This window comes from Escherichia sp. MOD1-EC6162, from assembly GCF_002965125.1.
GTDB classification, from domain to species: Bacteria; Pseudomonadota; Gammaproteobacteria; order Enterobacterales; family Enterobacteriaceae; genus Escherichia; species Escherichia marmotae.
This window is the reverse complement of the sequence record NZ_PTSB01000002.1, coordinates 1-25,993: the sequence shown is the minus strand read 5'-3', so window position 1 is coordinate 25,993 and position 25,993 is coordinate 1. Positions and strand designations below refer to the sequence as shown.

At 45.3% G+C, this 25,993-nt stretch carries 14 protein-coding genes and 1 pseudogene; 13 read left to right on the top strand and 2 right to left on the bottom strand.

Going from position 1 to position 25,993, the window contains the following annotated elements; all coding sequences use genetic code 11:
* Positions 1-137 precede the first annotated feature (137 nt).
* From A9587_RS02070 to A9587_RS02055, 3 genes are all read left to right on the top strand, one after another.
* Positions 138-1,556, top strand: coding sequence for a sensor domain-containing diguanylate cyclase (locus A9587_RS02070; RefSeq protein ID WP_001516364.1), 1,419 nt, complete (start codon positions 138-140; stop codon positions 1,554-1,556).
* Positions 1,557-1,773: 217 nt separating this feature from the next.
* Positions 1,774-3,225, top strand: a complete 1,452-nt coding sequence (gene uxaB / locus A9587_RS02065; protein ID WP_016248689.1) for a tagaturonate reductase — start codon at positions 1,774-1,776, stop codon at positions 3,223-3,225.
* A gap of 325 nt (positions 3,226-3,550) precedes the next feature.
* A complete protein-coding gene (locus A9587_RS02055) occupies positions 3,551-4,465 on the top strand; it encodes a bestrophin family protein (RefSeq protein ID WP_001516366.1) in 915 nt (304 codons plus the stop codon).
* Between the two features lie 3 nt (positions 4,466-4,468).
* On the opposite strand, the gene tam is transcribed toward A9587_RS02055, so the two are convergent.
* Positions 4,469-5,227: a trans-aconitate 2-methyltransferase gene (tam, locus tag A9587_RS02050; RefSeq protein ID WP_016262005.1), complete on the bottom strand. Its 759-nt coding sequence runs from the start codon at positions 5,225-5,227 to the stop codon at positions 4,469-4,471.
* 427 nt (positions 5,228-5,654) lie between these two features.
* On the opposite strand from tam, the gene A9587_RS02045 reads away from it, so the two are divergent.
* The 4 genes and pseudogenes from A9587_RS02045 (at position 5,655) to A9587_RS02030 (ending at position 9,294) form a co-directional block, all read left to right on the top strand.
* A complete protein-coding gene (locus A9587_RS02045; RefSeq protein WP_000197006.1) occupies positions 5,655-6,611 on the top strand; it encodes a hypothetical protein in 957 nt (318 codons plus the stop codon).
* Positions 6,612-6,874: 263 nt separating this feature from the next.
* Positions 6,875-7,141: a type II toxin-antitoxin system antitoxin HipB gene (gene hipB, locus A9587_RS02040; protein ID WP_001516368.1), complete on the top strand. Its 267-nt coding sequence runs from the start codon at positions 6,875-6,877 to the stop codon at positions 7,139-7,141.
* Positions 7,141-8,027, top strand: a pseudogene (locus A9587_RS02035) (HipA N-terminal domain-containing protein). Before hipB ends, A9587_RS02035 begins: the two are co-directional and overlap by 1 nt.
* Before the next feature lie 409 nt (positions 8,028-8,436).
* A complete protein-coding gene (locus A9587_RS02030; protein WP_123057469.1) occupies positions 8,437-9,294 on the top strand; it encodes a helix-turn-helix domain-containing protein in 858 nt (285 codons plus the stop codon).
* A 140-nt stretch (positions 9,295-9,434) separates the two neighbouring features.
* Here A9587_RS02030 and A9587_RS02020 read toward each other — a convergent pair whose 3' ends face one another.
* A complete protein-coding gene (locus tag A9587_RS02020) occupies positions 9,435-14,327 on the bottom strand; it encodes an invasin domain 3-containing protein (protein WP_105263187.1) in 4,893 nt (1,630 codons plus the stop codon).
* Between the two features lie 783 nt (positions 14,328-15,110).
* Between A9587_RS02020 and A9587_RS02010 the strand changes: the two genes are divergently transcribed.
* The 6 genes from A9587_RS02010 to A9587_RS01985 all read left to right on the top strand — a co-directional run.
* Positions 15,111-16,793 carry a sulfatase-like hydrolase/transferase gene (locus A9587_RS02010; RefSeq protein ID WP_001516373.1) on the top strand — a complete coding sequence of 561 codons (1,683 nt, stop codon included), beginning with the start codon at positions 15,111-15,113 and terminating at the stop codon, positions 16,791-16,793.
* Positions 16,794-16,845: 52 nt separating this feature from the next.
* Entirely contained in the window at positions 16,846-18,006 is a 1,161-nt protein-coding gene (locus A9587_RS02005) for an anaerobic sulfatase maturase (RefSeq protein WP_105263186.1), read from the top strand.
* A gap of 276 nt (positions 18,007-18,282) precedes the next feature.
* Positions 18,283-19,968: an ABC transporter ATP-binding protein/permease gene (locus A9587_RS02000; RefSeq protein WP_105263185.1), complete on the top strand. Its 1,686-nt coding sequence runs from the start codon at positions 18,283-18,285 to the stop codon at positions 19,966-19,968.
* A 37-nt stretch (positions 19,969-20,005) separates the two neighbouring features.
* Entirely contained in the window at positions 20,006-22,384 is a 2,379-nt protein-coding gene (locus A9587_RS01995) for a TonB-dependent receptor plug domain-containing protein (protein WP_105263184.1), read from the top strand.
* Between the two features lie 56 nt (positions 22,385-22,440).
* A complete protein-coding gene (locus A9587_RS01990; protein WP_172953839.1) occupies positions 22,441-25,227 on the top strand; it encodes a M16 family metallopeptidase in 2,787 nt (928 codons plus the stop codon).
* Positions 25,228-25,587: 360 nt separating this feature from the next.
* Positions 25,588-25,993: pyridoxal-dependent decarboxylase (locus A9587_RS01985; protein ID WP_105281894.1), on the top strand; the 406-nt coding region annotated here is incomplete at its 3' end.

The window sequence follows — 25,993 nt, the reverse complement described above, 5'->3', positions numbered from 1 at the left end:
AATGGTGGTAAAAGCCAAAAGATCATCTGACTGATATCTTTCCTTGTCGCCGCTGTCAGCGAACATGCTATCCTTTATGAGAATTTACTTATTGCGTTGAGATAATTGCCATCCGCAATTGTATGGACAGATAATTAATGTATGTACACCCCATATCCACTTTCCGTTTGTTCCAGGAAGGTCATCTGCTACGTAATAGCATTGCAATTTTTGCGCTAACGACGCTGTTCTATTTTATTGGTGCAGAGCTACGCCTGGTTCATGAACTCTCTCTTTTCTGGCCGCTCAATGGTGTAATGGCAGGGGTATTTGCCCGCTATGTCTGGCTTAATCGTCTGCATTACTATGCTATCTGTTACGTGGCAATGCTGGCTTATGATGCCATGACCACCGAATGGGGGCTGGTCTCGCTGGTTATTAATTTATCCAATATGATGTTTATTGTGACCGTTGCTCTGTTGGTGGTACGGGATAAGCGTCTGGGGAAAAATAAATATGAACCAGTAAGTGCCTTACGGTTATTTAATTACTGTCTGATTGCCGCTTTATTATGTGCCATCGTCGGCGCGATTGGTTCGGTCAGTATTGATAGTCTTGATTTCTGGCCTTTGCTTGCTGACTGGTTTAGTGAACAATTCTCAACAGGCGTGTTGATTGTTCCTTGTATGCTGACGCTGGCAATTCCGGGAGTATTACCGCGTTTTAAAGCAGAGCAGATGATGCCTGTCATTGCGCTGATCGTGTCGGTCATTGCCTCAGTGGCGATTGGCGGTGCAGGGAGTCTGGCATTTCCGCTGCCGGCATTAATCTGGTGTGCGGTGCGCTATACGCCACAGGCTACGTGTCTGTTGACCTTTATCACCGGAGCGGTAGAAATCGTGCTGGTGGCTAATTCGGTGATTGATATCGCCGTCGGTTCGCCGTTCTCGATTCCGCAAATGTTTTCCGCTCGTCTGGGCATTGCCACGATGGCCATTTGCCCAATTATGGTTTCCTTTAGCGTGGCGGCGATTAATTCACTGATGAAGCAAGTTTCTCTGCGTGCCGATTTTGATTTTCTGACACAGGTGTACTCACGATCCGGTCTTTATGAGGCGCTGAAAAGTCCATCGCTGCAACAGACACAACATCTGACCGTCATGCTGCTTGATATCGACTATTTCAAAAGCATTAACGACAACTATGGTCATGAATGTGGCGATAAAGTCTTAAGCGTATTTGCTCAGCATATTCAGAAAATTGTGGGCGATAAAGGGCTGGTGGCGCGGATGGGGGGAGAAGAGTTTGCCGTTGCTGTACCTTCAGTGAATCCCGTCGATGGTCTATTGATGGCGGAGAAAATCCGCAAAGCTGTCGAACTTCAACCTTTTACCTGGCAACAAAAGACGCTCTATCTTACGGTCAGCATCGGTGTCGGTAGTGGATGTGCTTCATACAGTACACTAACTGATGACTTCAATAAATTGATGGTTGAAGCTGATACGTGTCTCTATCGCTCGAAAAAAGATGGGCGTAACCGCACCAGCACCATGCGTTATGGTGAGGAAGTTGTCTGACAGCTTTATTATTTTTCCGCTGTTTCAGAATAATGTGTTCTACCACTCTGGCGGTTGAATAAATACCGTCAGAACCATGATCTGCGCCACATTTTTCTCTTAAACCTGCTAATTAATCACCACGAGTTGATCAAAACAGGGGTTCAGCGTATTAAAGTTTGCTAATCTGTTATACCAATTCAAACAGGTTGTATGACTAATCAAAAGGGAACCCATTGTGAAAACACTAAATCGTCGCGATTTTCCCGGTGCACAGTATCCAGAACGTATCATTCAGTTTGGTGAAGGTAACTTTCTGCGCGCCTTTGTTGACTGGCAAATTGATCTCCTGAATGAGCACACCGATCTGAATTCTGGTGTGGTCGTTGTTCGTCCGATTGAAACTTCATTCCCGCCGTCACTTAGCACTCAGGATGGTTTGTACACCACCATTATTCGTGGCCTGAATGAGAAGGGCGAAGCAGTCAGCGATGCGCGTTTGATTCGTTCTGTAAACCGTGAAATTAGCGTCTACGGTGACTACGATGAATTCCTGAAGCTGGCGCACAATCCGGAAATGCGTTTCGTCTTCTCTAACACCACCGAAGCGGGCATCAGCTATCATGCGGGCGACAAATTTGATGATGCGCCAGCGGTAAGCTATCCGGCAAAACTGACGCGTTTGCTGTTCGAACGTTTTAGCCATTTCAACGGTGCGCTGGATAAAGGTTGGATCATCATTCCGTGTGAACTGATTGATTATAATGGTGATGCGCTGCGTGAACTGGTGCTGCGTTATGCGCAAGAGTGGCAGCTACCGGAAGCGTTTGTTCAATGGCTGGATAAAGCTAACAGCTTCTGTTCTACGCTGGTGGACCGTATCGTTACCGGTTATCCGCGTGATGAAGTAGCGAAACTGGAAGAAGAACTCGGTTATCACGATGGTTTCCTCGACACCGCTGAACACTTTTACCTGTTTGTGATTCAGGGACCGAAATCCTTAGCGTCTGAATTGCGTCTGGATAAATATCCGCTCAACGTACTGATTGTTGACGATATTAAACCGTATAAAGAGCGCAAAGTAGCAATCCTTAATGGTGCTCACACCGCGCTGGTGCCGGTGGCGTTTCAGGCTGGGTTGGATACTGTAGGCGAAGCGATGAACGATGCAGAAATCTGTGCATTCGTTGAAAAAGCCATTTATGAAGAGATTATTCCGGTACTGGATCTGCCGCGAGATGAGCTGGAATCTTTCGCCAGTGCAGTCACCGGACGTTTCCGTAACCCGTACATTAAGCATCAGTTGCTGTCCATTGCGCTCAACGGTATGACCAAGTTCCGTACCCGCATCCTGCCGCAGTTGCTGGCAGGGCAGAAGGCGAATGGTAAACTCCCGGCTCGTCTCACTTTCGCGTTAGCGGCACTGATTGCATTCTATCGCGGTGAGCGTAACGGTGAAACCTATCCGGTGCAGGATGATGCTCACTGGCTGGAGTGTTATCAGCAATTGTGGAGTCAGCATCGTGATCGTGTCATCGACACCCAGGCACTGGTTGCTATTGTGTTGGCAGAAAAAGACCACTGGGAGCAGGATCTGACGCAAGTGCCTGGTCTGGTAGAGCAGGTGGCCAATGACCTGGATGCGATTCTGGAAAAAGGGATGCGCGAAGCTGTACGTCCGTTGTGCTAATAATTGCATTATTTTGTAAGCCGGATAAGGCATTTATGCTGCATCCTGCCGCACTTTTCCAACTAACTGAAATCACATAGCTAGTTGGAGGCGCTGATAAGCGCAGCGCATCAGGCAATTAACGGCGCAATCTCTGAACCCGGTTTCGGCCGGGTTTGTTATTATGCATTATTAGTTACAACATCCTATATACCCTTATCATAACCAGGTGCCACATGGCGCATCTGTGATTGTTGTAGTCTTGTAGGTAATTTGTAAATTGACACTTGAGAACGTGATCGCAATCACGTTTAATAGGGCGACTTTTCCATGTTTGAAGATAATCATGATTGTTCGCCCACAACAACACTGGTTGCGCCGTATTTTTGTCTGGCACGGTTCAGTATTATCCAAAATATCCTCGCGCTTGCTACTCAACTTTCTTTTTTCTATCGCGGTTATTTTCATGCTGCCCTGGTATACGCATCTGGGCATCAAATTTACCCTCGCGCCGTTCAGCATTCTCGGTGTTGCTATCGCCATTTTTCTGGGGTTTCGTAATAACGCGGGGTACGCTCGTTATGTTGAAGCGCGCAAACTGTGGGGACAGTTGATGATTGCCTCACGGTCATTATTGCGTGAAGTAAAAACGACGTTGCCCGATTCAGCAAGCGTAAAGGAGTTTGTCCGGCTACAAATTGCCTTTGCTCACTGTTTACGCATGACATTACGCAAACTGCCACAGGCAAAAGTGCTGGCACATTACCTCAATGAAGAAGATCTTCAGCGGGTGCAGGCTACAAACTCCCCAGCTAATCATATTTTGCTGATGATGGGGAAGTGGTTAGCAGTTCAGCGCCGGAATGGGCAACTTTCTGACATTCTATTTATTAGTCTGAACGATCGGCTCAATGATATTTCTGCGGTGCTGGCAGGATGTGAGCGCATCGCATATACACCAATTCCTTTTGCTTACACACTCATTTTGCATCGTACCGTTTACCTGTTTTGCATCATGCTACCGTTCGCGCTGGTCGTGGATCTGCATTACATGACGCCTTTTATCTCAGTACTGATTTCCTACACCTTCATTTCGCTTGATTGTTTGGCGGAAGAGTTAGAAGACCCGTTCGGTACAGAAAACAATGATTTACCGCTGGATGCCATCTGCAACGCTATTGAAATTGACCTGTTGCAGATGAACGATGAAACGGAGATCCCGCCGAAGATTCTTCCCGACCGCCATTACCAGTTGACGTAACAATTACTCTGTTCGCCGGGCAACAATGAACAAGCGCGGAAATGCCAGCAGTATTTGACCATCCTCCTGCAGTGGATACTGCTCTTCCAGCATCTGATGGTAGCGCGTAAGAAAATGCTGCTGTTCACTCTCAGTCAGATCCTGCAACCACGGGCGTAATCCGGTGGCGGTCACCCAGTCAATAATCGCCTGGTGAGATGGCATCTGGTGATAGTAGGTGGTTCGCCAGATATCAACCTCACATGCGGTTTCACTCAGAATATCGTAGTAAGCATGAACGCCTGCCAGTGGTTCGCGTCCACGATCCGGATAATGCTGCTCCCAGGCGACTTCGCGCATTAATACATGTGTCGGCTCCAGCCAGTTGTCCGGCATTTGTACCGCCAGTACGCCATGCGGATTGAGTAACGACACAAGATGTGGAAACAGTTCGTAATGATCAGGCAACCATTGCAACGAGGCGTTGGCGAAAATCAGATCGAATGCGTGATCCGGTTGCCAATTGCGGATATCTGCTTCAACAAACTGACATTCTGGCAACACTGCACGCGCTTCAGCAATCATCGCCGGAGACGAATCAATGCCAGTAATTTTTACCGTTGGCCAACGTTGATGTAGCAGGGCGGTGCTGTTGCCTGGGCCGCAGCCGAGATCGGCTATTTGCCGGACGTTTTCCAGAGGAACTCTGGCAAGCAGTTCTACCGCTGGTCGCGACCGTTCGGCGGTGAAGTGCAAATATAAAGAAGGGTTCCAGTCAGCCATTTTTTTACTCCCGTCAGCGCGTTAACCCAAGTGTAGATAAAATTGATGAATTCGCCTCACGTCATCAATCCACCGAACACGCGCATTAAATCAAGGATACCTAAAAGTGATTGACTACGTGCTGGTCAAGATTCATCAGAGATATTTATTAATCAATAAAATATTAGAGCCTAACGGGGTAGGGAAGAGTAAATTTCGCATAAAATCAATTTAAAACAAATAAATCCTCCTTCTTGTTGTTTTTATTCATTTCATATAAATATATTAACATGCAATATATTCAAAATTAATATCTATCTGTGGATAGTGAATAATCACAAAGTGACTTTTTTTTGATATCCTTAGGACAGGAACCAGGTTTGAAGTTTTTTGTGTGAAACTCCTGGCATTTTGGACGCTAACTCTATCGGATATAGCGATATAAAATATGACGAGAAAATTTGCATTCAACATTATATATATCATCGATGTTTTAGGTGATGAAGATCTTGACTCCTCGAGTGACATCAAAATTAACACCAATAGACCAGATGATATAACACTTAAAAGCAATACCGCTTCAAAACTATTTAAATCGATCTCAAGCTTGAAAGTCCCCATCCCCATTGTGTTTGTTAAGATCCATAATATCCCCATGCTAATATCTTTCTTTAAGGAGCTGGAAAAAGGAGTCATAAAAAAAGGTTTAATCCCGATAGTGCATTTTGAGTGTCATGGCTCACCCGATGAGGGAATGTTTTTCCCTGGCATTAAAAAGTATATATCCTGGAGTGAGATGAATGATCTATTTTTAATGATAAACAAACATACAATGAATAATCTACTCGCTATAGTCGCTGGATGTGATAGTTTCAAATCAACAGAAAACATTGACTTTGCAAAAGGAAGTCCTTATGGCTGCTATATTGGCGCAAATAAAGTTACCGACGCAAGCATAATTAGTAGGTTTAAGGATTTTTACCGTTATATCTTTATATATAACGATTTCGATGGGGCTTGTGATCTTTTAGGTTCCGATTTTTCTATGGTTTTTTCATATGATATCTGTATGCAAAGATTCTTACTTCCGTTAGTTTTAAGTTATTTCGGAGAAGATAAAAAAGAGTTTGTTGAGTATACAATCAACCGCCTAATAGACAATGGGCAGCAGGGGTCTATAGGTGAAATAAGAAAATTAGCAAAATACAGGTTAAAGCATATTGATAAGTATTATGAACGTTCTGGCGTTCAATTTTTACATGGGCAAAGACCGCTTGCATTTACGGAATTAAAACGCATTGCGCTTGATCTTAAGGACAACCTCAGTGACGAGGCTAAATTCAATATCGAACTGAGGAATGCCATTAAATTGAAAAGAAATATAATCATGGGAAAAGGCGCCTGATCCCGAAGTGCCAGACTTGCCGCGAGTGTACATCAAGAATGGTGAGATCGCTGTGATGAGGCTTGTAATGCAGCTTAAATCAGCAACCTCAAATGGCACGTCAGTGCCGTTTTTTAAATCCTCCATTTTATCCGCGATCGGGGATATCGCAGTGTTTATCCCGTAGAGCGGATAAAATGCGTTTACAGATTGACTTTATCCTCACTAAAGGATAAAACTGAAAATATCCCCTAAAGCGGATAAAATTCTTGTGGATGTATGGCATGATGAGCTTTCCGATGATCTATAGCCCAACGCAATTAGCAAATGCAATGAAACTGGTTCGTCAGCAAAATGGCTGGACGCAGAGCGAGCTGGCGAAAAAAATCGGCATAAAACAGGCGACTATTTCCAATTTCGAAAATAACCCTGACAACACCACACTAACGACATTTTTTAAGATATTACAGTCACTTAATCTCTCGATGACGCTATGCGACACGAAAAATGACTCGCCAGAATCAACCGATCAGCAAGATCTGGAGTGGTAATGCCAAAACTTGTCACGTGGATGAACAACCAGCGGGTAGGCGAGTTGACGAAGCTGACCAACGGTGCCCATACCTTTAAGTATGCGCCGGAGTGGTTGGCCAACCGTTATGCCAGGCCATTGTCGCTTTCGCTGCCATTGCAGAGGGGGAATATCACCTCTGATGCTGTATTTAACTTCTTCGATAACCTGTTACCCGATAGCCCGATTGTACGCGACCGCATCGTTAAACGTTATCATGCTAAATCCAGGCAACCGTTTGATTTATTGTCAGAAATAGGGCGAGATAGCGTTGGCGCCGTGACGTTATTACCAGAAGACGAAACCGTGACGCGCCCAATAATGGTATGGGAAAAGCTTACTGAAGCCAGACTTGAAGAAGTATTAACGGCTTATAAAGCAGATATCCCGCTAGGCATGATTAGGGAGGAAAATGACTTTCGCATCTCGGTTGCTGGCGCGCAGGAGAAGACTGCGCTGCTCAGAATGGGCAATGACTGGTGCATTTCTCAGTGTTTATCCAGGCCGGTGGCAGTTATCGACTCACGCCATTTTACGACATCATTTCAGCATTTCCGGTATTGGGTGGCGCGGGAATACATATCAGCGATCTCAAACTGGCAATGGGGCTTAACGCATCCAAAGGCAGAAAAACGGAAATCGATAAAATATATCCGCGACATTTTTTGGCGACAGCAAAGGCACTGAAATTTCCGGAAGTGCAGATGCATGAAATCCTGAGTGACTTTGCCAGAATGATTCCCGCAGCATTGGATAACGTGAAGGCTTCATTACCGGCAGATTTTCCGGAGAACGTGTTGACGGCAATTGAAACCAATGTGTTGAGGTTGCACGGTCGGTTAAGCCGAGAATATGGAATTAAGTGAGATATGGGGTTTGGCCGGTTTTAGCGAGCAAGACAATCTCGACCGCGAAAAATGAGTCCGGTGAAGTACCGGCAGCATCCTGGGATCACAACATAACAAGCCCAGGGAAAACCTAGCCGCGCAACATTAGAATATTGCAGTTATAACCTTGGTGCGCATAATATATATTATGTTAAATGAATAGTATCAGAATGCACTCAGCCACTGTGGCCACCTCATAGCGTGATGTTCATGACACCTCCCCCATGTTATTGGCCAAAACCACTTTTATGGCATTCACGATTACCCGGCAAAATGAAGATGCACTATCAATCGTTTGTTTAGCCTCGGGCATTTCTGTTTTTGATATACTCAAAGTCATTGTCGCAAGGAAAATGTGCAAAGTGACTAAAGATAAATGGAGAATGTTATGATCAGGCAGAAGATTTTACAGCAGCTCCTGGAGTGGATTGAGTGCAATCTCGATCACCCTATCTCAATCGAAGATATCGCACAGAAATCTGGCTACAGTAGACGCAATATTCAACTTCTGTTCAAAAACTTCATGCACATGCCCCTGGGATCATACATCCGCAAACGAAGACTTTGTCGGGCAGCCATTCTTGTCAGACTTACAGCTAAATCAATGCTTGATATTGCACTATCTTTGCATTTTGATTCACAGCAGTCATTCAGCCGCGAATTTAAAAAGTTGTTTGGATGTTCTCCCAGAGAATATCGGCTCCGTGACTTTTGGGATCTCACCAACATCTTGCCTCCTTTATTAACGCGTCAGTACCAAAAGACTGATTGCAGATTAATCAATTTACCTGAGACACGTATTTGGGGTAATTCATTTAAATATGACATTGAAATCTCTAACAAACCACCAGATGAAGAAGTAAAACTGCGGCGTAATCATTTATCCAGATGTCTTCAGAATTTGAAGACGGATATCTATTACGTCTCAACATATACACCATCTACAAAATCGGTAGATTTGCTCACAGTTGAAACCTTCGCCGGTACAGTATGCGACCATGCGGATACGGAGATGCCAAAGGAATGGATAACGGCTGGAGGGCTTTATGCCTCTTTCCGCTATGAAGGAGATTGGGAGTATTATGCGAACTGGGTGCGGAACCTCTATCTGATAGAACTGCCTGCCAGGGGGTTAGTCAGAGTAAACGGTTGTGATATCGAACGTTTTTACTGCAATGAAACTTTTGTAGAAAAGAATAACAACTATGTTGTTTGCGAAATTTTTATCCCCGTTCGCCCGGCTTAGCCTGTATCTATATCTCATTGAGGATTACCCTACCCTGCTACTGTCTAATCAGTATCAGGGTAGGTGTTCAGTAAATAATGGCGTTGTGTGTGTCAACGCCATTATTCTTTATTACAGCGAATTTTTCATTCCTGGAGAAATTATTTTATTGCCTCCTCACCTTCTTCAGTAGCAGCCTCCACTGCGTTAATTGTCACCGTCACTGGCTGCATTTCGTACCCACCATACGTCAGAGTGTTGAATGTGAATGTATATACCCCTGGCTTAGTAGTACTGAATTTACGCGTGATTTTTCCGCTCACAAAATGATCGGCTTTCGATGGCAGGAACTGGTAATCATCCTCCGTCACCCCTTCCGGAGCCTGAATGTCGACCCACATACTCCCCCCAACAGGGTTGCCTGCCGACATCAGAGAGATCTCCAGTGTTGCGGTCGCCACCCCGTCTGCCACCAGAGACTCTACTCGTTCAGGAGAGACCGCAAGTACCGCATTTTTATCATCCGCGACGAATCTGGATTCGGCTGTTTTCGTCGATACCTGACCGTCAGTCCGATTCACTTTCGCGGTTAGCGTATATATCGCCGCTTTAGTGGTAGAGGCGGTGAATACAGCCTGCCCCTGCTCATTGGTTGTTGCAGTCCCGTTCGGCTCCAGGTCTAACGTTGCTGGCTCGGCGCTCAGCGTCACTTCACTATCTTTCACGATATTGTTATTGGCATCAGTAACCGTGACTTTATAAGTCTGTTTGGCTTTACCATCTGCCAGTGCGCGGTTGCCAATCACCTCAATGTTCGAGATGGTTGCCGTAGCCTTGTCGGCCACAAACGTGATGCTCTGCGCATCCGAAGTCTGGTCATTTCCTGCCGTGGCTGTGATTGCATACGTTCCTGCAACCACAGAAACAACACGCAGCTCGGCTTTACCTTCATCGTTAGTCTTCACCCAGGTACTCTCGTCATTAAGCGGTGTGACGCCCCGGGGAAGATTAAAGGCGACCATAGTTCCGGGAACAGGGTTGCCGTGTTTATCCTCAACAGTTGCCGTCAGCGTAAAGGCATCATTGCCGTTTGCTGCTTTTTGGGCGGTATCAACCTGAAGGCTTGCCTGGCCAGTTTTGGCATCCGCTTTGAACTTCACCGTGGCAGTCTTCTGGGAGTTTTTCACCGAAGCCGTGATTTTGTGTTCCCCGGCAACGGTTGATATCAGCTCAATATCGGCTTTACCTGCAGCATTCGTTGTTACCTTATTCCCCGTCTTACTGCTCACTCCCTCCGGCAGAGTCAGCGTTACAGTTTGATCCTGCAACGGGTTACCATAGGAATCCGTTACGGTCAGAGTAACCTTGTTGGCAGACTGTCCATCAGCCAGTTGGTTATCAACATTCACTGAAATATCGTGAATGTTAGCCTCAGATGCGTTACCCACAACGTTCAGCAATAGCGGTTGCGAAGCAGCATCTTTGCCATTCACCCGCGGCCAGATAACCAGTTGGCCGGCTGCAGAGCCTATAGTTAACGTCGTAACATAAGTGCCATCACTTTGTTCCGTCCAGGCTCCTGCCGAAGGTTGCTCCGTCCCTGTGCTGGCTGCGCCACTAATTTCTGGAGCATCAGGTTTCAGACCTCTGACTGGGTTACCGTTCGCATCCTTCGCCGTGAAGATCAGTTGTGTCGTTGTTTTGATCATCGGGGCATCGTTATCAGCTACGAACGTGGAGTTCACTAATGACATCTCCCCGGCGGCAATGGTGACAGAAACCGCCTGTTTCAGAGCGTCAGAGCCATCAACTCGCGGCATGATAGTCAGCTCACCAACTCCCGTTGCGCCAGCAGTCAGCACCGCCGTATAGGTTCCATTGCCCTTATCCGTCCACTGACTGACGGATGGACGCTGCTGGTTGATGTTGTATGCATCACCACCAAATTGTGGTGTTTCAGGCGTAATGCCGGTGATTGCGTTGCCGTATTTATCCGTCATCGTCAGCGTCAGTGTGACGCTTTCACCAACGGTAATCGACGTTTTCGATACCGTCATTTCCGCGTGGTCAACCGAAACAGTACCCGCTTTAACATTAATCGGAGTTGCCTTTGCTGTAGCGTTTTTGCCATCAATCTGCGGCATAATGTTCAACGCGCCTGCCCGTGTTCCCGAACGCAGAATAGCCGTGTATTCGCCGTTGCCTTTATGGCTCCAGCCTGTAACCGAACTACCAGACGCGGCATCACCGGAAAGCGATACGCCAAGTTTAGCAGTGTCGATATCGGTAAGCGCATTTCCAAACTGATCTCTGGCGGAGAAAGTCAGTTCCGTTGCGCTTTCAACAGCAAGAACGCTATCTTTTACCGTCAACGTTGAGTTAGAAACCGCCTGATCCCCCGCAACAACGGTCAACTGCGCAGCGTCGGTGGCTGCTGGCTGGCCGTTGAATAGCGGCATGATGTGAAGATCACCCGTCTTTCCGCCGGTAGTCAGCGTAGCAACATAGGAACCGTCGCCTTTCTCAGTCCAACTGGAAACGGTCGCTCCTTCAGACGCGGCACCCGTCAGACTTGCTGACAGGGAAAGACCGCTGATAGCGTTACCATGCGCATCTTTTGCCACAAGCGTCACTGTCGTGCTTTCCCCTGCTTTAATGCGATCCGCTGCAACGGATACTTTCGACTGGCCTGAAGATAAAGCATCAGCTACCACAGTCACTTTAGCCGCATTAGCTGCTGCATCCTGACCGTTGATCTTCGGCATAACAATTAATTCACCCGCCGTAGTACCCAGAGAAATTTGCGCGATCCACGTCCCGTCGCCATTATCCGTCCAGCCTGAGACTGAAGAACCCGCAGCGGCTGCACCCGTTAATGACGGTGTATCTGGAGTAAGGCCGGTCACTGGGTTGTCATAGGCATCTTTTGCCGCCCAGGTTACCGCAAGCGTGCCGCCAACCACCGGTTTATCCGGGTTCAGAGTGATGGTTGAGCGCGCTGCATCAAGCGGTCCGGCAACAAACTTCAGCGTTTGTTGTAACGTGCCCAACTGATACTGCTCGCTAAAGGCACGCACAACAATGTTTCCGGCACGGGTCGAAGAAACCGTGGCGCTGTAGACCCCCGGCTTTATCTCCGAAATGGTGCCAATGGTAACACCGCTGTTGTCCTGTGGAACAAAGCGCAAACGGCTGGCTTCTCCCTCCACCGGGTTGCCATCGGTATCCACCGCAGTAAGCGTCAACGTGTAAGATTTCTGACCATCGGCAATTACATCACCTGACGTCTCATTCACACTCAGAGTCGATTTTGTCACATCCATCATAGTGGCACGCAGTTCAGCCGTGACGGTTTTGCTCATGCCATCAACGCTCACAGTAATGGTTGCTTCACCTGATTGCGTACCGGTGGTGAAGACAGACTTGTACACCCCGGCTTCTGTTTCGGTGATCTCACCCAGTGTTGGCTGTGCCTGTGATTTAGCGGACTTAAGGGCCCGCGTTACGATGTTTCCGGCAGGTTTAAACGTCAGTTCAGTTTTGATCTGATCTTTCATGCCCGTGATTGGCTGTCCCTCGGCGTCTCGCAGAGACAGAACCAGCGGCTTTTGCGCACTCCCGTTAGCAAGCATTTGGATACGGCTCTGGCCATCAAGCGTTAACGTAGTACGATCGGCGCTCATACCCGCTCCGGTAATGACCACCGCTGTCTGCACGCGTTTCGAGGCATTGCCTTTGTTATCGTATGCGACCGCAGAGATCGCGTAATAATTGTCTTTGCCTGCACGATAAGCCGGGAGCGTCACTTGCCACTGGTTACCCTGACCGGTAATTTTACCGCCTGCGGCCAGCAAAGACGGCGCTTCCCATTGCACATTTTTCAGGCCGTGAGTTGCTTTGCTGACCACGAGGCCAAGAGACACCGTCTGCCCGCCCTTACCTTCAATACGGTCTGGCAAGGCAATACGGATCACCTCAGCTTTGCGATACTCAAGAACGATATTGTTATTACGTTCAACCAGATCATAGCGGCTGCCTGCCAGTACCCGACGCTCGCGAATGCTATCCGTATCGAGTTGTTTCTCCAGAGGTTCGCCAATCCGGTAGTTAACTTCCAGGCCAAAGCGAGTGTCATTCTGACCGCTCTTGCCCTGTTTGTGCTCTGCACTCAGTGTCAGAAGAGGCACTGGCGTATAGTTCACCTCGGCAGAAATGGCATGTGGATCTTTCTGGCGTTTATCTTTACCAAACAGACCTACCTCATCGCCATAATACTGTTCATACATCAGGCTTGCGCCAAGCTGCGGCCAGGCCGGTAAATAGCCCTCGGCGCGGATATCCCAACCATTAGCCGGACGCTCCTGATAATCCTCAATATCCGGCGATTTTTTCCAGCCAGATGCCCGGATATAACCGTTGGCGCTCAGTTTCAGATAATCGCGCCAGTATTCCGCACCAACACCAATGCGGGTATGGCTACGGGATAAATCATGATCGATAAATGTGTTCAGCCCCGCCATCCAGTCATTGCCTGAAAAATGACGCCAGCCGAAACCAATATTTGACTGAGTACGATCGTCGGTACGATGTATTGCCCCCTGAGTGAACAGCATATCTGTCGGGGTATCATAAATTGGATAAAGCATTTCCAGCGAAGAGTCCTTCAGCGAGAAATCTTTATCGGCATTCAATTTGACTCGAGCCGTACCATATTTGCCAAGCCACTCCTGGATTTCCTGAGTAGCCTTCGCTGTGGCCATTCCGGTAACAAAATTGCGTGTCGCATCGCTATCCGGCTGACTGCTTAAAAATTTACCGGCATTCGCGGCAAACGACGCGATGTTTTTGTCTGCATTATTGTCAGTAGCAACCGCAGTATTTTCCGTACTTAGACGTGGCAGAGCCGCATTATGCGCTCGCGCCGTCATTGTCGGTGTAAAGGTAACAGCCAGTGGGAAAAGAACCTGAATAGAGATGTTTGCCCACGCCACGCAGTGGGCCAGGGCTGAATAACGAAAACGTGGTTGTTTATAAGCCTTTTTTAAACGTGACATTGAGATAATTTCCTGATGAACGAATTAACGAACATAAGCAAACGCAAATAAAACGTTTGCTTGTCAGAAAAACCGGGTATTTCCCGGTTTCCTTTTCCGCAGAAAAGGAAATACCTTTATGAAAGAAAGCGCATCGTCACCCTGAATATTCAGTGGTTGCGACTACTCGCCGGATGACAGGGCCGGGATTATATTTTTGTTTGTGAGTGCAAATTTAGCTTTTTGTGCAAGCCGTAAAATAGATTCTTACGTTCTATTTTTTGCTAAAAAATCAAAGCAACTTCATTATTTAAACAGCGTGAGATGAAATATTTTTTGTGGTAGAGCTAATTTGGCTTTTATTGATAGAAATATATTTCACAGTGATAAGGAGATAAAATAGCAAGAACATTTAAATTATAAAATAAAAGCATGCATTAGAACGCTTAATTAATAAAGTATCTATAAGCGCCCCTCTTTTTATCTTCCCGACGCATCAGTTTATATTGTGATGAACATCACAACTTTATGCACCGGAGTGGAAAGTTGCAATAAAAAATATGAAGCAATAATGTTTGCATTGCGCCCAACACCAAAAAATATCTAATCTTTTCAAGATGATAGTTATTTGGTGATCAGAATTTACTTAGTTAACATCTTTCATTTGTCAACCAATTATGGCCTTTAGTTTGCTTATTTTTAGTCAAATCTACTGTCCCTTAATGTGACTTACTTCACTTACATTCACTTATTTTTCTTCGTAAAATTACTTTGGAATTAAGTACAATAAAAAGAGGAAATTTTATGACGTCTGCACTAAAAAAAAGTGTTGTGAGCACATCCATATCCTTAATACTGGCATCTGGTATGGCCGGATTCGCGGCTCATGCAGCAGAAGATGTAAAACTGAAAGCAACAAAAACTAACGTGGCTTTTTCGGATTTTACGCCGACTGAATACAGTACCGAAGGAAAGCCGAATATTATCGTACTGACCATGGATGATCTTGGGTATGGACAACTACCGTTTGATAAAGGGTCTTTTGATCCAAAAACAATGGAAAACAGGGAAGTTGTCAATACCTACAAAATAGGTATTGATAAAGCCATCGAAGCGGCTCAAAAATCAACGCCAACTCTTCTTTCTTTAATGGATGAAGGTGTACGTTTTACTAATGGTTATGTCGCTCACGGTGTTTCTGGTCCATCCCGTGCTGCAATTATGACGGGCCGAGCGCCTGCCCGTTTTGGTGTTTACTCCAATACCGATGCTCAGGATGGTATTCCCCTGACCGAAACTTTCCTGCCCGAATTATTCCAGAATCATGGCTATTACACCGCGGCTGTGGGTAAATGGCATCTGTCTAAAATCAGTAATGTCCCGGTTCCGGAAGATAAACAAACCCGTGACTATCATGACAACTTCACCACATTCTCCGCGGAAGAATGGCAACCACAAAACCGCGGCTTCGATTACTTTATGGGGTTCCATGCAGCGGGAACAGCCTATTACAACTCACCTTCGCTGTTCAAAAATCGTGAACGCGTACCTGCCAAGGGTTATATCAGCGATCAGTTAACGGACGAAGCAATTGGTGTTGTTGACCGGGCTAAAGCACTCGACCAACCATTTATGCTTTATCTGGCTTATAACGCGCCGCATCTGCCGAATGACAATCCAGCACCGGAGCAATATCAGAAGCAATTCAATACCGGTAGCCAAACTGCAGATAATTACTACGCATCGGTTTACTCCGTCGATCAAGGTGTAAAACGGATTCTCGAACAGTTGAAGAAAAATGGTCAGTACGACAACACCATTATTCTCTTTACGTCTGATAATGGTGCGGTCATCGATGGCCCACTACCGCTAAATGGTGCGCAAAAAGGCTATAAGAGTCAGACTTATCCTGGCGGAACGCATACGCCGATGTTCATGTGGTGGAAAGGAAAACTTCAGCCAGGAAATTATGACAAGTTAATTTCTGCTATGGATTTCTACCCTACTGCTCTGGATGCTGCCGATATCAACATTCCAAAAGATCTTAAACTGGACGGCGTTTCATTACTCCCGTGGTTGCAAGATAAGAAGCAAGGCGAACCCCATAAAAACCTGACCTGGGTAACGTCCTACTCTCACTGGTTTGATGAGGAAAATATTCCATTCTGGGATAATTACCATAAATTTGTCCGCCATGAGTCAGATGATTATCCTCACAATCCGAATACCGAGGACTTAAGCCAGTTCTCTTATACGGTGAGAAATAATGATTACTCTCTTGTCTATACCGTGGAAAATAACCAGTTAGGTTTGTACAAACTCACCGATCTACAACAAAAAGAGAATCTCGCTGCTGCTAAACCACAAGTTGTTAAAGAGATGCAAGGTGTGGTAAGCGAGTTTATCAACAGCAGCCAACCGCCGCTTAGTCAGGTGAATCAGGAGAAGTTTAACAATATTAAGAAAGCACTTAGCGATGCCAAATAACTAACCCCTTATGCGGCGGAGATTTTCCGCCGCCTTATTGAGTGAGATAGCAATGCACGTGACAGCCAAGCCCTCCAGTTTTCAATGTAATCTCAAATGTGATTACTGTTTTTATCTTGAAAAAGAGTCGCAATTTAGTCATGAAAAATGGATGGATGACAGCACTCTGAAAGAGTTCATTAAACAATACATTGCTGCCTCAGGTGAACAGGTCTATTTTACCTGGCAAGGCGGCGAACCTACTCTCGCGGGTCTTGATTTTTTTCGTAAGGTTATTCACTACCAACAACGCTATGCTGGGGGAAAAGGTATTCATAATGCGTTACAAACCAATGGTATTTTATTGAATAATGAATGGTGCGCCTTTCTCAAAGAGCATAAGTTTCTGGTCGGTATTTCAATTGATGGCCCGCAAGAATTACATGATCGTTACAGACGCAGTAATTCTGGTAATGGGACATTTGAAAAAGTCATGACGGCAATTGATCGTCTGAAGAAGTATAAGGTTGAGTTTAATACGCTAACTGTCATTAACAATATTAACGTCCAACATCCTCTTGAGGTTTATAACTTTTTAAAATCTATCGGTAGTAAGCATATGCAGTTTATAGAACTACTGGAGACGGGGACACCGAATGTAGATTTTACGGGCAATGGTGAGAATACGTTCAGTATCATCGATTTTTCTGTTCCACCCACCGCCTATGGCAAGTTTATGTCAGCTATTTTTATGCAGTGGGTTAAAAATGATGTTGGTGAAATATTCATCCGCCAGTTTGAAAGTTTTGTCAGCCGTTTTCTGGGAAATGGGCATACTAGCTGTATTTTCCAGGAGTCATGTAAAGACAATCTGGTAGTGGAAAGTAATGGTGATATTTATGAATGCGATCATTTTGTCTACCCGCAGTATAAAATTGGCAACATCAATAACGCTGCACTAAAAACGATGAAAAGCGTGCAGTTGACTGCACAAAAAAAGTTGATATCAAAAAAATGCCAGCAATGTGTTTACAAGCCAATTTGTAATGGTGGTTGTCCTAAACATCGCATCACAAAAGTGAATAATGAGGTAGTATCGTACTTCTGTGAAGGTTATAAAATCCTATTTACAACTATGGTGCCATATATGAATGCAATGGTTGAACTCGCTAAAAATAAAGTCCCCCTCTATCACATTATGGATGTCGCAAAACGAATGGAGAGTAATAAATAATACTCCTGCATTCACTCCGGTCATATCATCCTTCTTACGACTTCAGCAGAACACCCGGCACAGACTCAGGCCGGGGGTTTCAGCCATCATTATCTGTTGTTCTGGAGGAGCGTCTTCAGACATGCTTTTGCAATACTCTTGATAATCAAGGGCATGAAAGTAACCAGCACAACAACAATTATCAATATATATCATATAGTTACAGACACTTAAGTAAATTTCATCAGTAAATCATTGCTATAGCCAATCATTGGGTGGCACAATCAAATTTCGTTAATGATAATTGTTCCCATTACCATTTGTATGCTAATTGCAAAGTACCTCTGCTTGCTGAAGCCTTTTTGGCTACGTAAGAATAATAAAACTTCAGTATTATTAATCATTATTATCCTCGCCATGATCCTTGGCGTGGTTAAAATTCAGGTCTGGTTGAATGACTGGAACAATGATTTTTTCAATGCGCTAAGCCAGAAAGAAACCGATAAACTTTGGCAGCTTGTCCTGTGGTTTCCTGCTCTGCTGGGGATCTTCGTATTAATATCCGTTAACAAAACATGGTTAATTAAACTACTGACTATTCGCTGGCGCGAATGGTTAACAGATTACTACCTCAATCGTTGGTTTACAGATAAAAACTACTACTTCACACAGATCTACGGCGAGGATAAGAATACCGATAATCCTGACCAACGTATCGCTGAAGATATCCTTCTATTGATCAGCAAAACACTTAGCCTTTCATTCGGATTCATTCAGTCACTGAGTATGCTGATTACCTTCACCGTTATTCTGTGGCAAAGCGCGGGGACACTCTCATTCACGGTTGGTGGAACGGAGTGGAATATCCAGGGTTATATGGTTTATACCGTCGTGCTCATTGTTATTGGTGGCACGTTGTTTACCCATAAAGTGGGTAAACGTATCCGCCCGCTTAATGTGGAGAAGCAACGTAGCGAAGCGACTTTTCGAACTAACCTTGTGCAGCATAATAAGCAAGCGGAGTTAATTGCGTTAAGCAATGCTGAAACGCTGCAACGTCAGGAGTTGAGCGACAATTTTCATACAATAAAAGACAACTGGCACCGTTTAATGAATCGTCAGCGTTGGCTTGACTATTGGCAGAATGTTTATTCACGCTCGCTTAGTGTTCTCCCCTACTTTCTATTGCTACCGCAGTTTATCAGCGGGCAGATCAATTTAGGTGGGCTGATGAAATCACGTCAGGCATTTATGTTGGTATCCAACAATCTGAGTTGGTTTATTTATAAATACGATGAACTTGCAGAGCTGGCAGCGGTTATCGACCGGTTGTATGAATTTCATCAACTTACTGAACAGCGCCCGACAAATAAACCCAAAAATTGCGATCATGCCGTTCAGGTTGCTGATGCCAGTATCCGTACCCCCGATAATAAAGTCATATTAGAAAACCTGAACTTTCATGTTTCTCCAGGCAAATGGCTACTGCTGAAAGGATACTCTGGTGCGGGAAAAACAACGCTGCTTAAAACATTATCCCACTGCTGGCCGTGGTTTAAAGGTGATATTTCTTCTCCTGCAGACAGTTGGTATGTGTCACAAACGCCGTTAATCAAAACCGGCTTACTGAAAGAGAACATTTGTAAAGCACTTCCGCACCCTATAGACGATGAGCCGTTGAGCGAGGTGTTGCATCAGGTTGGGCTGGGTAAATTGGCTACGCGCATTAATAACCACGATCGTTGGGGAGATATTCTTTCCAGCGGCGAAAAACAACGTATTGCGCTGGCTCGGTTAATTTTACGACGTCCGAAATGGATATTTCTCGACGAAGCAACGTCACATCTGGAGGAGCAAGAGGCTATCCGTTTACTGCGTTTAGTGCGCGAAAAATTACCTGAAAGCGGTGTGATTATGGTGACCCATCAGCCTGGTGTTTGGGATCTGGCGGATGATATTTGTGACATTAGCGCGGTTTTATAAAAACGATAAATGCCCTGCTATACGGAGATAAAAATAAATGAAGCGAGTTCTTATTTCTGGCGTCATTTTATGTGGCGCTGGCGCTGATATGGCGCAGGCCGTCGACGACAAAGACAAGTATATGCCTGTTTTTGAAGAGATGACAGTCTATGCCCCTGTCCCTGTGCCCGTAAACGGTAACACGCATTACACCAGTGAAAGCATCGAGCGTTTACCGACAGGTAATGGCAATATCAGCGATTTATTAAAAACAAACCCAGCGGTGCGTATGGATTCAACGCAAAGCACCTCGTTGAATCAGGGGGAGATCCGCCCGGAGAAAATATCCATTCACGGTGCATCGCCCTACCAGAATGCCTATTTGATTGATGGTATTAGCGCCACCAATAACCTGAACCCGGCGAATGAATCGGATGCCAGCAGTGCAACCAATATTAGCGGGATGTCACAGGGTTATTATCTTGATGTCAGCTTACTGGACAATGTCACGCTTTATGACAGTTTTGTTCCGGTTGAATTTGGTCACTTTAATGGTGGGGTGATAGATGCAAGGATCAAACGCTTTAATGCTGATGATGACAGCGTAAAGCTGAGTTATCGCACAACGCGTTCGGACTGGTTAACGTCTCATATCGATGAGAATAACAAGAATGCATTTAACCAGGGGTCTTCAGGAAGTACTTATTATTCTCCCGACTTTAAAAAGAACTTTTACACCTTGTCATTTAATCAGGAACTCACTGATAACTTTGGCGTGACTGCTGGTTTCTCCCGCCGCCAGTCTGACATTATCCGCGCAGATTATGTTTCGAATGACGGTATTGTTGCAGGTCGGGCGCAGTATAAAAACGTTATCGATACAGCATTAAGTAAATTTACCTGGTTTGCCAGTGAGCGTTTTACCCACGATTTAACCTTTAAATATACCGGTTCTCGCCGGGATTATAATACCAGCACCTTCCCCGAGTCTGACCGAGAAATGGGCAACAAATCTTATGGCCTGGCATGGGATATGGACACACAACTCGTATGGGCCAAACTGCATACCACTGTCGGCTGGGATCATATCAGTGACTATACCCGTCACGACCATGACATTTGGTACACCGAACTCTCATGCACATATGGTGATATTACAGGACGTTGCACCCGTGGCGGGCTGGGGCATATTTCGCAGGCTGTTGATAATTACACCTTCAAAACACGACTTGACTGGCAAAAAGTTGAAGTGGGCAATTTCTCGCATCAGCCTTACTTCGGTGCGGAATACATCTATTCCGATGCATGGACTGAACGCCATAATCAGTCTGAATCTTATGTAATTAATGCCGCAGGAAAGAAAACTAACCATACCATTTACCATAAAGGTAAAGGTAGCCTTGGAATTGACAACTACACGCTGTACATCGCGGATCGTATTAGCTGGCGCAATGTGTCGCTGATGCCTGGCGTGCGTTATGACTATGACAACTACCTGTCAAACCACAATATCTCTCCCCGCTTTATGACGGAATGGGATATTTTCGCTGATCAAACCTCAATAATTACCGCCGGATATAACCGCTATTATGGCGGAAATATTCTCGATATGGGGTTACGAGACATCCGTAATAGTTGGACAGAATCAATTTCAGGCAATAAAACGCTCACCCGTTATCAGGATTTGAAAACACCCTATAATGACGAACTGGCAATAGGTTTGCAGCAAAAGATCGGTAATAACGTTATTGCGCGGGCAAACTATGTTTACCGTGAGGCGCATGATCAAATCAGTAAAAGTAGTCGTACCGACAGCGCAACGAAAACAACGATTACTGAGTATAACAATGACGGTAAAACTAAAACCCATTCGTTCAACGTGAGTTTTGAACTGACAGAACCTCTGCATGTCAGCCAGGTGGCTATTAATCCGCAAATTGTCTTCAGCTATATCAAGAGCAAAGGCAATTTGTCATTGAATAATGGTTATGAAGAGAGCAATACCGATGATAACAAGGTAGTTTACAACGGTAAACTTGTCTCTTATGACAGCGTCCCGCTGGCGGATTTTAATAACCCGTTAAAGATTTCCTTAAATATGGATTTCACTCATCAACCAAGCGGACTGGTGTGGGCGAATACACTGGCCTGGCAAGAAGCACGCAAAGCTCGCATCATTCTGAGTAAGACGAACGCGCAATACATCAGCGAATATTCAGATTACAAGCAGTACGTTGACGAGAAACTGGATAACAGCCTGACCTGGGATACCCGTTTATCCTGGACACCCCAATTTCTTAAGCAGCAAAACCTGACGATTAGCGCCGACATTCTGAATGTGCTGGATAGCAAAACCGCTGTTGATACAACAACCGCCGGTGTGGCGACTTACGCCAGCGGTCGTACTTTCTGGCTTGATGTCAGCATGAAATTTTAAAACTTCGGATTTTACTTTACCGGGTAAATTCACCTGGTTTTCGCATGGAGATGATTATGAGAAACCTCTGTTTCTTACTGACTTTAGTGGCAACACTGTTGTTGCTTCCTGGACGACTTATTGCCGCGGCATTACCACAGGATGACAAGTTAATTACCGGGCAACTGGAAAATGGCTTGCGATATATGATCTATCCACATTCACACCCTAAGGATCAAGTGAATTTGTGGTTGCAAATTCATACCGGTTCATTGCAGGAAGAGGACAACGAGCGCGGCGTGGCGCATTTTGTTGAGCATATGATGTTTAACGGTACAAAAAGCTGGCCTGGTAATAAAGTCATCGAAACTTTTGAATCGATGGGGCTGCGTTTTGGCCGCGATGTTAATGCCTATACCAGCTATGACGAAACGGTGTATCAGGTAAGTTTGCCAACAACGCAGAAACAAAATTTGCAAAAAGTGATGGCAATCTTCAGTGAATGGAGCAATGCCGCCACCTTTGAAAAACACGAAGTAGACGCTGAACGTGGCGTAATTACCGAGGAATGGCGCGCGCATCAGGATGTTAAATGGCGCACATCTCAGGCGCGTCGCCCTTTCCTGTTGGCAAATACACGCAATTTAGACCGTGAACCGATCGGTTTGATGGATATTGTCGCAACGGTCGCGCCGGAACAACTGCGCCAATTTTATCAACGCTGGTATCAGCCGAATAATATGACCTTTATCGTCGTTGGTGATATCGACAGTAAAGAAGCGCTGGCGTTGATAAAGGAAAATTTAGGTAAACTTCCGGCAAACAAAGCGGCTGAAAATCGCGTATGGCCAACGGAAGCAGAAAACCGCCGGCGCTTTAATATCATTAATGATAAAGAAAATCGGGTGAACGGTATCGCACTCTATTATCGCATGCCAATGGTTCAGGTGACCGATGAACAAAGCTTTGTCGAACAGGCAGAATGGAGCATGTTGGTCCAGTTGTTTAATCAGCGATTGCTGGAACGGATCCAGTCCGGTGAGTTGAAGACTATTTCCGGTGGCACCGCGCGCAGTATTAAAATTGCGCCTGATTATCAGTCGCTGTTTTTCCGTGTAAATGCACGGGACGATAATATGCAGGATGCTGCGAATGCATTAATGGCAGAACTGGCAACTATCGACCAACATGGTTTTTCCGTTGCAGAGCTTGATGATGTAAAAGCCACCCGTCTGACCTGGCTGAAAAATGCGGCTGAGCAACAGGCTGAACGCGATCTGCGGATGCTGACCAGCCGCCTGGCATCCAGCTCGTTAAATAATACGCCATTCCTTTCACCGGAAGAGACATACCAGCTTTCTAAACGCCTGTGGCCACAAATTACCGTGCAAAGCCTGGCGAAAAAATGGCAGCAATTAAGAAAGAACCAGGACACATTTTGGGAACAAATGGTCAACAATGATACTGCAGCCCAAAATGCATTATCTCCTGCAGCCATTACGGCGCTGGAAAATGAATATGCCAACAAAAAACTGGCGGCTTATGTCTTCCCTGGCAGAAATTTATCTTTAACGGTAAACGCTGATCCGCAAGCAAAAATAACCAGCCAAAAAAGACTGGCTGAAAATCTGACGTCACTGACCCTTTCTAATGGCGCAAACGTCATTCTGGCAAAATCTACGGGCGAAGAAGAAAAGCTGCAAATTATTGCCGTCTCTGATAAAGGCGATTTGAGTTTCCCTGCGGGACAAAAATCACTTATTGCGCTGGCAAATAAAGCCGTTAGCGGTAGCGGAGTTGGCGATCTCTCCTCTTCCAGCCTGAAACGCTGGAGCGCAGAAAACTCAGTGACCATGAGCAGTAAAGTCAGTGGCTTGAATACACTACTGTCTGTTAGCGCACGGGCTAATAATCCTGAACCCGGTTTTCAGTTAATTAACCAGCGGATCACCCGCAGCACAATTAACGACAACATTTGGTCATCGTTACAAAATGCTCAAATTCAAGCGTTGAGAACGCTCGATCAACGCCCGGCAGAGAAATTCGCTCAGCAGATGTACGAAACACGCTATGCCGATGAGCGCACGAAATTACTGCAAGAAAAACAGATTGCACAGTTTTCTGCCGCAGACGCATTGGCTGCCGATCGTCAGTTGTTTTCTTCCCCAGCAGATATCACTTTTGTGATTGTCGGTAATGTGGCAGAAGACAAACTCCTGCCGTTAATTACGCGTTACTTAGGATCAATCAAACGTTCTGATTCAGCATTGGCAGCAGGTAAACCATTAACCCGCGCGACGGGTAACGCGGCTGTTACTGTAAAAGAACAAAATGAACCTGTAGCACAAGTTTCACAGTGGACGCGGTATGATCCCCACACACCTATTAACCTGGCGACACGCATGGCACTGGATGCATTCAACGTCGCATTGGCAAAAGATCTGCGGATAAATATTCGTGAACAGGCATCCGGAGCATACAGCGTTTCTTCTCGTCTCTCTGTTGATCCTAAGGCCAAAGATATCAGTCATTTGCTGGCTTTCACCTGTCAACCTGAACGTCATAGCGAACTGTTAACATTGGCGAATGAGGTAATGACTAAACGTCTGACTAAAGGGATCAGTCAGCAAGAGCTGGACGAATATCAGCAAAATATTCAACGCAGCCTCGATATTCAGCAAAATAGCGTTCAGCAATCAGCGAACACTATTGTGAATAGTATTATTCAATATGATGATCCTGCTGTGTGGATGACGCAGGAGAAAGTGTTAAAGAATATGACTGTGGAAAATGTTAATGCTACAGTTAAAGAATATCTGAGTAAAACCGCGAATACCTACACTGGAGTATTGCTGCCAAAATAATAACTTACCCCCGCCAACTTTGTTGGCGGGGTATTCTGTATAATTAACGTGTTTGTTTGACAACCTTTGAAAGTTTTTCAAAAAATTAACCGCGAACTAATAATGATATTTTAAAGGCCAATTTTTATGTGATAATTTCGGAGGGTAATAGAACGGACTAAAATAACAATAAAAAGAGTGATGTTATCATTGATTATCTTCCTATCTTATTGTTTTTACTTGTCAAAATAAAAAATCCATTTTCAAACAACAAAATAAAATTAGGATTTTGTTATTTGAAACCGAGGCCTTTACGCTTGCTTACTTTATCAATAAATCCTACTTTTTTTAATGCGTTCCAATCATTTTAAGGAGTTTGAAATGGATAAGAAGCAAGTAACGGATTTAAGGTCTGAACTACTCGATTCACGTTTTGGCGCGAAATCTATTTCCACTATCGCGGAATCGAAACGTTTTCCGCTGCATGAAATGCGCGATGATATCGCCTTCCAGATTATCAATGATGAATTATACCTGGATGGCAATGCCCGACAAAACCTCGCCACATTTTGTCAGACCTGGGACGATGAAAATGTTCATAAGCTGATGGATCTGTCGATCAATAAAAACTGGATCGATAAAGAAGAATATCCGCAGTCCGCAGCAATTGACCTGCGTTGCGTAAACATGGTTGCTGATCTGTGGCACGCGCCTGCGCCGAAAAACGGTCAGGCCGTTGGCACCAACACCATTGGTTCTTCCGAGGCCTGTATGCTCGGCGGGATGG

What these genes read in the sequence shown, in the direction of transcription:
- A9587_RS02020 (WP_105263187.1), bottom strand. Translation starts at nt 14,327, where the DNA reads ATGTCACGTTTAAAAAAGGCTTATAAACAACCACGTTTTCGTTATTCA.
- hipB (WP_001516368.1), top strand. Translation starts at nt 6,875, where the DNA reads ATGATGAGCTTTCCGATGATCTATAGCCCAACGCAATTAGCAAATGCA.
- A9587_RS02045 (WP_000197006.1), top strand. Translation starts at nt 5,655, where the DNA reads ATGACGAGAAAATTTGCATTCAACATTATATATATCATCGATGTTTTA.
- A9587_RS02000 (WP_105263185.1), top strand. Translation starts at nt 18,283, where the DNA reads ATGATAATTGTTCCCATTACCATTTGTATGCTAATTGCAAAGTACCTC.
- A9587_RS02030 (WP_123057469.1), top strand. Translation starts at nt 8,437, where the DNA reads ATGATCAGGCAGAAGATTTTACAGCAGCTCCTGGAGTGGATTGAGTGC.
- A9587_RS02055 (WP_001516366.1), top strand. Translation starts at nt 3,551, where the DNA reads ATGATTGTTCGCCCACAACAACACTGGTTGCGCCGTATTTTTGTCTGG.
- tam (WP_016262005.1), bottom strand. Translation starts at nt 5,227, where the DNA reads ATGGCTGACTGGAACCCTTCTTTATATTTGCACTTCACCGCCGAACGG.
- A9587_RS01990 (WP_172953839.1), top strand. Translation starts at nt 22,441, where the DNA reads ATGAGAAACCTCTGTTTCTTACTGACTTTAGTGGCAACACTGTTGTTG.
- A9587_RS01995 (WP_105263184.1), top strand. Translation starts at nt 20,006, where the DNA reads ATGAAGCGAGTTCTTATTTCTGGCGTCATTTTATGTGGCGCTGGCGCT.
- A9587_RS02010 (WP_001516373.1), top strand. Translation starts at nt 15,111, where the DNA reads ATGACGTCTGCACTAAAAAAAAGTGTTGTGAGCACATCCATATCCTTA.
- A9587_RS02005 (WP_105263186.1), top strand. Translation starts at nt 16,846, where the DNA reads ATGCACGTGACAGCCAAGCCCTCCAGTTTTCAATGTAATCTCAAATGT.
- A9587_RS02070 (WP_001516364.1), top strand. Translation starts at nt 138, where the DNA reads ATGTATGTACACCCCATATCCACTTTCCGTTTGTTCCAGGAAGGTCAT.